The organism is Streptomyces sp. NPDC001889 (assembly GCF_053594535.1).
On sequence record NZ_JBSFER010000045.1, the window covers coordinates 19629 to 30547 of the forward strand.

Below are 10919 nucleotides of genomic sequence, written 5' to 3' on the forward strand. Positions count from 1 at the left end.
CGGGGCCGCCTCTACAGACTGGCGGGTTCCGGGAAAATGTGAACTTGCGTTTCACAGTGTGAGACGCAAGTATCGTTGCATGGACAACTCTAGCGGCGTCGGCGTTCTCGACAAGGCGGCTCTGGTTCTGAGTGCACTGGAGTCCGGTCCGGCCACCCTCGCCGGGCTGGTCGCGGCCACCGGGCTGGCCCGGCCCACGGCGCACCGCCTCGCGGTGGCACTGGAACACCACCGCATGGTGGCGAGGGACATGCAGGGCCGGTTCATCCTGGGCCCGCGGCTGGCCGAGCTGGCCGCGGCGGCCGGCGAGGACCGGCTGCTGGCCACGGCGGGCCCGGTCCTCACCCATCTGCGCGATGTGACCGGCGAGAGCGCGCAGCTCTACCGGCGCCAGGGGGACATGCGGATCTGTGTGGCCGCCGCCGAGCGGCTCTCGGGCCTGCGGGACACGGTGCCGGTCGGCTCCACGCTCACCATGAAGGCGGGCTCGTCCGCGCAGATCCTGATGGCCTGGGAGGAGCCGGAGCGGCTGCACCGGGGGCTCCAGGGCGCGCGCTTCACGGCCACGGCGCTCTCGGGCGTACGGCGCAGGGGGTGGGCGCAGTCGATCGGCGAGCGCGAGCCCGGTGTCGCCTCGGTCTCCGCGCCGGTGCGCGGGCCCTCCAACCGGGTGGTGGCCGCCGTCTCGGTCTCCGGGCCGGTGGAGCGGCTGACCCGTCACCCGGGCCGGATGCACGCCCAGGCGGTCATCGACTCCGCCGCCCGGCTGAGCGAGGCGCTGCGCCGCACCGGCTGACGCCCGGGGGCGCAACCCGCCCGGGCCGCGCCCGAGTTGACCGAGCCGCAACTCGGGCGCGCCCATGGGGAGTTCCCCGCACGGCCCCGGGTCCGGCGGGCCCGCGCACACGGAGTCCTGGAGTCCGCGCATACGAGGAAGCCCTCCGCGCCGCGCGCGGAGGGCTTCCTCTGACGTACCCCCGACCGGATTCGAACCGGCGCTACCGCCTTGAGAGGGCGGCGTGCTAGGCCGCTACACAACGGGGGCAAGACTGTGATCGTGAGATCTGCTGGGCTACCAGGACTCGAACCTAGACTAAATGAACCAGAATCACTCGTGCTGCCAATTACACCATAGCCCATGGTGGTTTAGACCAGTACCCCCGACCGGATTCGAACCGGCGCTACCGCCTTGAGAGGGCGGCGTGCTAGGCCGCTACACAACGGGGGCCCTAGCGATCCCACCCGACCTGAGCCGGGCTGTGTCACTGCGCGATCACCGGGAGCGACCCTGGTGATCAGCAGGATGGATCTGTACCCCCGACCGGATTCGAACCGGCGCTACTGCCTTGAGAGGGCAGCGTGCTAGGCCGCTACACAACGGGGGCTTTGCAGATAAAGCTCTGCGAGCTGGCCTACCAGGACTCGAACCTAGACTAACTGAACCAGAATCAGTCGTGCTGCCAATTACACCATAGGCCACCAAAACGCAACCCCCGACAGGGGGCTTGTTTGGCTTGCGCTTTCCGGTCCGGTTCCTGGCCTTCCCGGGCGGCGCAGAAAGAACATTACCCGAAGGTGGACGGCGCTCCAAAACGGGTATCGCCCCGCAACAGAGCGGGGAGCTGGTCCAGACCGGTGATCCGGATCAGCTCGGGGCGCCCGCCCACGCCGGTGCGGTCGAGCCAGACGCCGGCGAGCCCCGCCTCGACGGCGCCGCGCGCGTCGATGTCCGGCTCGTCACCCACGTACAGAACCTCGGCGGGCGGCAGCTCCAGGGCCTCGCACGCGCGGTGGAACGCCTCGGCCGACGGCTTGGCGACGCCCAGCTCCGGGGCGCAGAGCACCACCTCGAAGCGGTCGTGGACGCCGAGGGCCCGGAGCTTGGGGTCCTGGACCCGGATCGAGGCGTTGGAGAGGACGGCGTGGCGGTACTCCCCCGCCAGCGCGTCCAGGACGGGCAGGGCGTCCGGGAAGAGGGACCAGGCGGCCTCGTAGTGGACGAGATAGCGGTCGTACCAGCCGTCGGCGTCCGCGTCGCTCAGCGTCCGGCCGGTGAAACTGCGGACGCGGTCCCGGCGCTGGCCCTCGAAGGAGGTCTCCCCGGCGGCGAAGCGCGCCCAGTGGAGTGCCGTGACCTCCCGCCAGTGATCGAGGGCCTGGCCGGCGGAGGTGAATCCGCCGGCCAGGCCCTCGGCCCGGAGATGGTGGGACATGCCCGCACGGTCGGCCGTGCGGTAGTCGAAGATGGTGTCGTCCACGTCCCACAGGACCGCGCGTATCGGCATGATCCAAAGGTAGCGGGGCGCGGGCCCCGCCGCCGGGGTTTCACCCCTGGGCGAGCCTGGCCAGCGCGGCGTCGATCCGCTGGAGGGTCTTCTCCTCGCCGAGGATCTCCAGCGACTCGAAGAGCGGCAGACCGACCGTGCGGCCGGTGACCGCGACCCGGACCGGGGCCTGGGCCTTGCCCAGCTTGAGGCCGTGGGCCTCACCCGCCGCGAGGACCGCCTCCTTGAGGGAGTCGGCGCTCGCCCAGTCGGCCGCCGCGAGCTTCTCGCGGGCGGTGGCCAGCAGCGCGGCCGAGCCCTCCTTCATCGCCTTCACCCAGGACGCCTCGTCCTCGACGGGGGCGTCCAGGAAGAGGAAGTCGACATTGGCGGTGATGTCGGAGAGGACGGTGAGCCGGGTCTGCGCGTACGGCGCGATGGCCTCCCAGGCCTCCCGGTCGAACCGCTCCGGCGCCCAGTTCGCGAACGGGGCCTCCAGCCAGGGGGCGCAGGCCTCGGTGAAGGACTTCACATCGAGGCGGCGGATGTGGTCGGCGTTGATCGCCTCGGCCTTCTTGAGGTCGAAGCGGGCCGGGTTGGCGTTGACGTCCTTGATGTCGAACGTCTCGACCAGCTCGGCGACCGAGAACACGTCCTGGTCGGCGGAGAAGGACCAGCCGAGCAGCGAGAGGTAGTTCAGCAGCCCCTCGGGGAGGAAGCCGCGCTCGCGGTAGAGGTTCAGCGACGCCTGCGGGTCGCGCTTGGAGAGCTTCTTGTTCCCCTCCCCCATGACGTACGGAAGGTGCCCGAAGGCGGGGATCTCCCGGGCGACACCCAGCTCGATCAGCGCCTTGTAGAGCGCGATCTGGCGCGGGGTGGAGGAGAGCAGGTCCTCGCCGCGGAGCACATGGGTGATCTCCATGAGCGCGTCGTCGACGGGGTTGACCAGGGTGTAGAGCGGGGCGCCGTTGGCCCGGACGATGCCGTAGTCCGGCACGTTCTCCGGGGTGAAGGTCAGCTCGCCGCGGACCAGGTCGGTGAAGGTGATCGCCTCGTCGGGCATCCGGAAGCGGACGATGGCCGGGCGGCCCTCCGCCCGGTAGGCGGCGATCCGCTCCTCGGTCAGCTCACGGCAGTGGCCGTCGTAGCCGGAGGGGCGGCCGGCGGCGCGGGCGGCGTCGCGGCGGGCCTCCAGCTCCTCGGCGGAGCAGTAGCAGTGGTACGCGTACCCGCCGTCGAGCAGCTTCGCCGCGACGTCCCGGTAGATGTCCATGCGCTGCGACTGGCGGTAGGGGGCGTGCGGGCCGCCGGTCTCGGGGCCCTCGTCCCAGTCCAGACCGAGCCAGCGCATCGAGTCGAGCAGCTGGCGGTAGGACTCCTCGGAGTCGCGCGCCGCGTCGGTGTCCTCGATGCGGAAGACCATGGTGCCGCCGTTGTGCCGGGCGAAGGCCCAGTTGAAGAGGGCGGTGCGGACCAGACCCACATGGGGGTTGCCGGTCGGCGAGGGACAGAAACGTACGCGGACGTTCGCGTTAGCCACGCTTGATCACCTTGTTGGTGAGAGTGCCGATGCCTTGGATGGTGACGGCGACCTCGTCGCCGACGGTGAGGGGGCCGACTCCGGCGGGGGTGCCCGTGAGGATCACGTCGCCCGGGAGCAGGGTCATCGCCTCGGTGATGTTGACGATCAGGTCCTCGATGGAGTTGATCATCTGGCTGGTGCTGCCGAGCTGGCGCTGCTCGCCGTTGACCGTGCACTGGATGGCGAGGTCGGACGGGTCCAGCTCCGTCTCCACCCAGGGGCCGAGCGGGCAGGAGGTGTCGAAGCCCTTGGCGCGGGCCCACTGCTTCTCGCGGAGCTGTACATCGCGGGCGGTGACGTCGTTCGCGCAGGTGTAGCCGAGGATGACGTCCTTGACGCGCTCGCGCGGGACCTCGCGGCACATCCGGCCGATGACCACGGCCAGCTCGGCCTCGTGGTGCAGCTCCTGGGAGAAGGAGGGGTACGCGATGGCGTCGCCCGGGCCGATGACCGAGGTGGACGGCTTGAAGAAGGCGAACGGCTCGGCGGGGACCTCGTGCCCCAGCTCCGCCGCGTGCTCCGCGTAGTTGCGGCCGAAGGCCACGACCTTGTTGGGGAGCACGGGCGGCAGCAGCCGTACCTTGCTCAGCGGAACCTTCGTGCCCGAGAGTTCGAAGTCCGCGAACGGGATGCCCTTGATGATGTCGAGGACGAGTCCGTCGGGACCGTCGCCCTCGACCGCGCCGAAGGCGACATTGCCGTCGATGGAGAACCTGGCGATGCGCACGGGATGCGGGTGCCCCTCTACTACTGCTGACGCTGCTGGAGTCTGACGCTCCAGGCTAACGCGGCCGGGGCTCCCGCCTCGCGCCGACGGGCCCCGGGGGCGCCGGGGCCGGGGCGGGCGGGGTGCCGGGCGGGGCGGGCGCGGTCCGCGAGGGGACGCGGGGGCGGCGTCAGGAGGCGGGGGCGTCCATCAGGATGGTGCGGCGGGGGTTGGCCGTCTGGGTGGGAAGATCGAGCGGGTGCTCCGCCGGCTCCGGCGTCCGCAGCTGTCCGGCGTCCTCGAGGTGCGCGAGCGTGGTGCGACGGGGGTTGGCTATGTTGCGGAACATCAGCGTCTTCATCGGGTTTCGTCCGGCCTTAGGGAGAGGCCGCTCGGCAAGCGGCGGTTGACAGAATGACGTGCGTGTAAAGCGTCAGGCTAAACATGCGATTCCCCGCGAAAGCATGGAGAGACCATGGTGATGGTGTGAGTTTCCTCACGAGTTGCCCGGCATTTCGGTCATTACGGGCCGACCCCTGACCACCAAGAATCGGACATTGAAGGCTGAAGCCGCCATTCCGCACCCGATCATGGCGACTGGGGCACCCTTCACCCCTCACGAAATCAATGGGAAATGTCCACTTCCTCCCTGAACCCTTTCTACACCTGGTGACTCGTCGCTCACGGCGTGTCACCCAGGTCACAGCACGGTACGCGGCCCTTGTTGGAGATCCGGCACTGTGCTGGAATTCCACGCACCGCCGCGGTTTCAGGCCGGCGCGCAAGGGCGCAACACAGCGCCGAGCGGCGGCGGGAAAGGGGGGAAGCGCCGGTCACTCACGACCACCACCGGGGCGCATCCGCGCCTCACCGACGCCGACACCGTCCCGCCGTGCCACGGGGGACGCCTGGTCAAGAGGTTGCGACGCTAGTGCAGGGACGTTTCAAGAGGGATGGCAGCGCTGCGGCGGAACAGGAGCCGCGCGGCGGGACCGACCGCGGCTCCTCGCCCCAGCACACCCAGAACCAGGGACCGGCGGTGCCGCCGGGCGAGGGCGGCGACCGCTCCGCACGCTCCGGCACGGCTCCGCTCCCCGGAGCCCAGCGGCCCGGCGCGGCGCCCCCCGCGGGCCCCGGCGGCCCGGCGGGTCCGGGAGGCTCCGGCCCCGGCGGCGGCTCCGGCACGCCCGGCTCCGGCCCCGGCGCGTCCACCGGCCCGGCCGCTGACGGGCCCAAGAGCCCGCCGAAGGCCAAGGGCCCCACGGACACCGGCTCCCGGATGGCGCTCCGCAACTGGCGCATCAGCACCCGGCTCATCTCCCTGCTGACCCTGCCCGTCGTCGCGGCGACGACCCTGGGCGGTCTGCGGATCAACGAGTCCCTGGACCGGATGCAGCAGCTGGACCACATGCAGCTGCTCACCGACATGACCCAGGAGGCGACCAAGCTCGCCGTCGCGCTCCAGGCGGAGCGGGACCTCACCGCCGGTCCGCTGGCCAACAAGGTCAAAGAGACCGACTTCAAGATCACTGACCCGCGTCAGACCACCAACCGGGCCCGGGACAGCTTCCTGGAGACCACCCGGCAGATCACGTACTCGAACGAGGACGACTCGCTGGAGTCGATCCACGCCAACGCGAGCCAGATCGCCAAGGAAGTCAGCAACCTGGCGAGCATCCGCAAGACCGCGTACGACTCCAGCCTGCCGAACATGCTGACGGTGGAGAGCTACCACCGGCTGATCGAATCCCTGCTGAGCCTCTCCCAGGACATGGCCCAGGCGACCAGCAACCCGGACATGATCAAGCGCACCCGTGCGCTGGCGGCGTTCTCCTCCGCCAAGGAGTACGCCTCGATGCAGCGCGCGATCATCGCCGCCGCGCTGCCCGGCGGAGCCGGCGCCAAGGGCCCCGGCCTGGAGGAGAACGACCGCCAGTACGGCCGGGCCGCGCTCAAGAACGGCGAGGACGAGCTCAAGCGCTTCGAGCGGATCTACAACTCGTCGGGCGGCGACGCCCGGGACCTGACCGAGCCGCTGGACGTCGGCAACTCGACCATCGCCGCGGCCGAGGACTACGCCCAGCGCGTCTTCGAGACCTCCGACGGTCTGAGCACCCGCAAGAAGCGGTCCCACCTCGACTGGACCGACGACTACGGCACGCGCATCAACGCGATGAAGCAGATCGAGTCGACGCTGCTCGGCGAGATGGAGGCCAAGGCCCGCCAGCTGCGCGAGGAGTCCCGGCAGGAAGCCATCATCAACGGTGCGCTGATCCTCGTCGTCCTCGGTGTCTCGCTCGTCGGCGCCTTCGTCGTCGCCCGCTCCATGATCCGCTCGCTGCGGCGGCTCCAGGACACGGCGACCAAGGTCGCCCAGGACCGGCTGCCCGAGCTGGTCAAGCAGCTCTCCGAGTCGGACCCGCAGGACGTCGACACCTCCGTCGAGTCGGTCGGTGTGCACTCCCGGGACGAGATCGGCAAGGTGGCCGCGGCCTTCGACGACGTGCACCGCGAGGCGGTCCGCCTCGCCGCCGAGCAGGCGCTGCTGCGGGGCAACGTCAACGCGATGTTCACCAACCTCTCCCGGCGCTCCCAGGGCCTCATCCAGCGCCAGCTCTCGCTCATCTCCGAGCTGGAGTCCCGCGAGGCCGACCCGGACCAGCTCTCCTCGCTCTTCAAGCTGGACCACCTCGCGACCCGTATGCGCCGGAACGGCGAGAACCTCCTCGTCCTCGCCGGTGAGGAGCCGGGGCGGCGCTGGACGCGCCCCGTCCCGCTGGTCGACGTGCTGCGTGCCGCCGCGTCCGAGGTGGAGCAGTACGAGCGGATCGAACTGGCCGCCGTGCCCGCGACCGAGGTCGCCGGCCGGGTCGTCAACGACCTGGTGCACCTCCTCGCCGAGCTGCTGGAGAACGCCACCTCCTTCTCGTCGCCGCAGACCAAGGTCCGGGTCACCGGCCACGCCCTGCCCGACGGGCGGGTGCTGGTCGAGATCCACGACACCGGCATCGGCCTCTCCCCCGAGGACCTCGCCGCGATCAACGAGCGGCTGGCGTCGCCGCCCACCGTGGATGTCTCGGTCTCCCGCCGCATGGGTCTGTTCGTGGTCGGCCGGCTGTCCCTGCGGCACGGCATCCGCATCCAGCTCCGTCCCTCCGACTCCGGCGGTACGACCGCGCTGGTCATGCTGCCCGTCGATGTGGCCCAGGGGAACAAGAAGCCCGGCGGGCCCGGCGCGGGCGTCCCGGGCGGTGTGCCGCAGGGCGTCTCCGGTCCCGGCGGCCCCGGCGCCCGTCCCGGCGCGGTGCCCGGTGGTTCCCGTCCCGGCGGCCCCGGTCTCCCGGGCGGTCCCGGTGCGGGTGCCCCATCGGGCGGTCTGCTCGGCACGGGCAGTGGTCCGCGCGGCCAGGTCGGCGCGGGCGCGGGACAGCGCGCCGCGCTCCCGAGCCGCGACGGCGGCCCGGGTCAGGCACCCGGCCAGGGCCGGCAGGGCGGCGGTCTCGCCGGTGCCTTCGGCAACCGGGGTGCGCAGAGCGCCCCGGGCCGCGGTGAGTCCCCGGCGGGCAACGGGCCGCAGGGCCCGGGCGACCGGGGCCGCCAGGACGGCGGCCGTCAGCTGCCCGCTCCGGCCTCCGCCGCCGGCGGCGGGCGTCCCGAGCTGCCCGGCTCCCCGCAGCGTCCGGGGACCACCAGTTGGGGCAGTGAGCAGCAGCCCCCGCGCCGTCAGGGACACGACGACACCCCGCGCGGCCACGAGGACTCCGACACCGCGCGGGGACCCGCCGCGACGGCGGAGTTCGGCAGGCCGGACTTCGGCAAGCAGCAGCAGAGCGGCGGACCGGCCACCGAGCCGTTCCCGCGCCCCGACTTCAACGCGCCGCCGCCGCAGCGGCAGGGCGGCGGACAGGGCGGACAGTTCGTCCGCCCGGATGTCTTCGGTCCTCCCTCCCCCGCCGCGCCGGGAGCGGGAGCGCCGGGCGGGCCCGCGGGTCAGTTCGCGCCGCCGCGCGGCGACGCGCCGCAGGGCCGTGACGGGGTCCGGGGTCCGGGCCGCGACCAGGACCGGAGCCAGGGGCAGGGGCAGGGCTACGCCCGGCCCGAGCCGGCTCTGCCGCGCCAGCCCGGTGCCGAGCACCAGGACCCGCAGACGACGGGGCAGTTCGCCCGGCCGGACTTCCAGGACCCGAACAGCGGCCAGTACAGCCGCCCCGAGGACCAGGACCCGGCAGCCACCGGCCAGTACGCCCGGCCCGACTTCCAGGACCCCAACAGCGGCCAGTACGCCCGCCCCGAGGACCCGGCGACCACCGGTCAGTACGCCCGGCCCGACTTCCACGACCCCAACAGCGGCCAGTACGCCCGGCCCGAGCACCAGGACCCGGCAGCCACCGGCCAGTACGCCCGGCCCGACTTCCACGACCCCAACAGCGGCCAGTACGCCCGCCCCGAGCACCAGGACCCGGCAGCCACCGGCCAGTACGCCCGGCCCGACTTCCAGGACCCCAACAGCGGCCAGTACGCCCGCCCCGAGCACCAGGACCCCGCGGCCACCGGCCAGTACCCCCGTACCGACCTGGGCGCTCCCCAGCCGCCCGCGCCCGGGCAGGCGCCCGCGCCGCGCGGGTACGAGGGCCGGGAGAGCACCGACACGGGCGCCCACCGCGCCCTGCCGGCGCAGCCGCAGCACGAGGCGCTGCCGCCCGCCGGGCCCGGCGACGGCCGTACCCCGCTCTTCGACACCCTGGAGACGGACTGGTTCCGCACCCAGGGCCGGGGCAGGCCCGCGCACCCCGGCGAGCAGGGCCGGCCGGCCCCGGGCGCCCCGCAGGGGCAGCCGTCCCGGCCGGGCCTTCCGGAAGCACCGCCGCGGCCGGAGGCCGGCGACCGTCCGGCCGACGGCCCGGACCGGCCCCTGCCCCAGCGCACCCCCGCCGACCAGCAGGGTCAGAGCGGGCAGGACGCGGAGGGCACCAACGGCGGCGGCTGGCGCGCCTCCCCCAACGACGAACTGGTACGGCAGGCCGAGCGCATCCGGAAGCCCGCCGCCGGTGGCGTCACGACCTCCGGTCTCCCCCGTCGCGTCCCGCGTGCCAATCTGGTCGCGGGCACGGCGCAGGAGCAGAGCACCCAGAGCGGTCCGCAGGTCTCGCGTGCGCCCGACGATGTGCGTGGCCGACTCACCAATCTCCGCCGAGGCATTCAGCAGGGTCGTCAGCAGAACACGACGCCCGGCGGTTTCGACCTCGGTCCCTCTCACCCGCAGGAGCGTTAGTTGAGCCCGATGAGCCAGGCGGCGCAGAATCTGAACTGGTTGATCACCAACTTCGTGGACAACACCCCCGGGGTGTCCCACACGGTGGTGGTCTCCGCCGACGGACTCCTGCTCGCCATGTCCGAAGGATTCCCACGCGACCGGGCCGATCAGCTCGCGGCCGTCGCCTCCGGTCTGACCTCGCTGACCGCGGGGGCGTCAAGGATCTTCGAAGGCGGTCCGGTGAGCCAGACCGTGGTCGAGATGGAGCGCGGCTTCCTCTTCCTGATGTCCGTCTCCGACGGCTCGTCGCTGGCCGTGCTGGCGCACCCCGAGTGCGACATCGGCCTGGTGGGATACGAGATGGCCCTGCTGGTGGACCGCGCGGGCGGGGTGCTCACCCCGGATCTGCGCGCGGAGCTCCAGGGGAGTCTGCTGCATTGATCCGTCACCGGTTACACCCTCGTCCGTACTCGTTCCGATAGCGCGCCCTCGCGCCGTCACCGTCAGGTCGCCCAACCGGACCCCCACCGGCCCGCTCAGACGGCTCGCCGACCACTTGCTGTCCCGCCCGGAGGATTCATGACCCCGCCAACCGCCTCTCACGATCCGTACGGTGTCCAAACCGACTACGGTTACGAGGGCGACCAGCCGCTGGTGCGTCCGTATGCCATGACCGGCGGACGGACCCGGCCGCGCTACCAGCTCGCCATCGAGGCGCTGGTCAGCACGACGGCCGATCCCGCGCTCCTCGCCGGGCTGCTCCCCGAGCACCAGCGGATCTGCCATCTCTGCCGTGAGGTCAAGTCGGTGGCCGAGGTGTCGGCGCTGCTGTCCATGCCGCTCGGCGTCGCCCGGATTCTCGTCGCCGACCTGGCGGAGGCGGGCATGGTGGCGATCCACCAGCCGGGCAACGGAGACGCCGGCGGTACGCCGGATGTGACACTGCTCGAAAGGGTGCTCAGTGGACTTCGCAAGCTCTAGCGGCGGGACCGCCCCGAGATCGACCACCAGCGCGAAGATCGTGGTGGCGGGCGGATTCGGCGTGGGCAAGACCACGTTCGTCGGCGCCGTCTCGGAGATCAACCCGCTGCGTACCGAAGCCGTCATGACGTC

Annotated in this window: 8 protein-coding genes, 5 tRNA genes and 1 pseudogene; 5 read left to right on the top strand and 9 right to left on the bottom strand. The window is 71.9% G+C overall.

What is annotated here, in order from left to right:
• Window positions 1-79 precede the first annotated feature (79 nt).
• A complete protein-coding gene (gene ndgR / locus ACWCRA_RS34150; protein WP_351546513.1) occupies window positions 80-796 on the top strand; it encodes an IclR family transcriptional regulator NdgR in 717 nt (238 codons plus the stop codon).
• Window positions 797-972: 176 nt separating this feature from the next.
• Here ndgR and ACWCRA_RS34155 read toward each other — a convergent pair.
• The 9 genes from ACWCRA_RS34155 to ACWCRA_RS34195 all read right to left on the bottom strand — a co-directional run bounded on the left by ACWCRA_RS34155 (window position 973) and on the right by ACWCRA_RS34195 (window position 4901).
• A tRNA-Glu gene (locus ACWCRA_RS34155) sits at window positions 973-1045 on the bottom strand.
• Window positions 1046-1067: 22 nt separating this feature from the next.
• A tRNA-Gln gene (locus tag ACWCRA_RS34160) sits at window positions 1068-1139 on the bottom strand.
• Between the two features lie 16 nt (window positions 1140-1155).
• Window positions 1156-1228, bottom strand: a tRNA-Glu gene (locus ACWCRA_RS34165).
• A gap of 84 nt (window positions 1229-1312) precedes the next feature.
• Window positions 1313-1385: transfer RNA gene (locus ACWCRA_RS34170), tRNA-Glu, on the bottom strand.
• Window positions 1386-1407: 22 nt separating this feature from the next.
• Window positions 1408-1479, bottom strand: a tRNA-Gln gene (locus tag ACWCRA_RS34175).
• 86 nt (window positions 1480-1565) lie between these two features.
• On the bottom strand, window positions 1566-2285 hold the full coding sequence (locus ACWCRA_RS34180; protein WP_351546516.1) for an HAD family hydrolase: 720 nt from the start codon (window positions 2283-2285) through the stop codon (window positions 1566-1568).
• Window positions 2286-2325: 40 nt separating this feature from the next.
• Window positions 2326-3804 (bottom strand): glutamate--tRNA ligase, encoded by a 1479-nt coding sequence (gene gltX / locus ACWCRA_RS34185; protein WP_451069378.1) that lies wholly within the window; start codon window positions 3802-3804, stop codon window positions 2326-2328.
• Window positions 3797-4573, bottom strand: coding sequence for a fumarylacetoacetate hydrolase family protein (locus tag ACWCRA_RS34190; RefSeq protein WP_351546523.1), 777 nt, complete (start codon window positions 4571-4573; stop codon window positions 3797-3799). The genes gltX and ACWCRA_RS34190 overlap by 8 nt, the downstream gene beginning before the upstream one ends.
• Before the next feature lie 169 nt (window positions 4574-4742).
• A complete protein-coding gene (locus tag ACWCRA_RS34195; protein ID WP_351546554.1) occupies window positions 4743-4901 on the bottom strand; it encodes a hypothetical protein in 159 nt (52 codons plus the stop codon).
• Between the two features lie 582 nt (window positions 4902-5483).
• Between ACWCRA_RS34195 and ACWCRA_RS34200 the strand changes: the two genes are divergently transcribed.
• From ACWCRA_RS34200 to ACWCRA_RS34215, 4 genes and pseudogenes are all read left to right on the top strand, one after another.
• Complete coding sequence (locus ACWCRA_RS34200) at window positions 5484-9824, top strand: nitrate- and nitrite sensing domain-containing protein (protein WP_451069379.1); 4341 nt, start codon at window positions 5484-5486, stop codon at window positions 9822-9824.
• Window positions 9825-9833: 9 nt separating this feature from the next.
• Window positions 9834-10247: a roadblock/LC7 domain-containing protein gene (locus ACWCRA_RS34205; protein ID WP_190125275.1), complete on the top strand. Its 414-nt coding sequence runs from the start codon at window positions 9834-9836 to the stop codon at window positions 10245-10247.
• 138 nt (window positions 10248-10385) lie between these two features.
• Entirely contained in the window at window positions 10386-10787 is a 402-nt protein-coding gene (locus tag ACWCRA_RS34210) for a DUF742 domain-containing protein (protein ID WP_351546529.1), read from the top strand.
• Window positions 10768-10919, top strand: a pseudogene (locus tag ACWCRA_RS34215) (ATP-binding protein); the annotation flags it as partial. The gene ACWCRA_RS34210 and the pseudogene ACWCRA_RS34215, both read left to right, overlap by 20 nt.

What these genes read in the sequence shown, in the direction of transcription:
- ndgR (WP_351546513.1), top strand. Translation starts at nt 80, where the DNA reads ATGGACAACTCTAGCGGCGTCGGCGTTCTCGACAAGGCGGCTCTGGTT.
- ACWCRA_RS34180 (WP_351546516.1), bottom strand. Translation starts at nt 2,285, where the DNA reads ATGCCGATACGCGCGGTCCTGTGGGACGTGGACGACACCATCTTCGAC.
- ACWCRA_RS34195 (WP_351546554.1), bottom strand. Translation starts at nt 4,901, where the DNA reads ATGTTCCGCAACATAGCCAACCCCCGTCGCACCACGCTCGCGCACCTC.
- ACWCRA_RS34205 (WP_190125275.1), top strand. Translation starts at nt 9,834, where the DNA reads ATGAGCCAGGCGGCGCAGAATCTGAACTGGTTGATCACCAACTTCGTG.
- ACWCRA_RS34210 (WP_351546529.1), top strand. Translation starts at nt 10,386, where the DNA reads ATGACCCCGCCAACCGCCTCTCACGATCCGTACGGTGTCCAAACCGAC.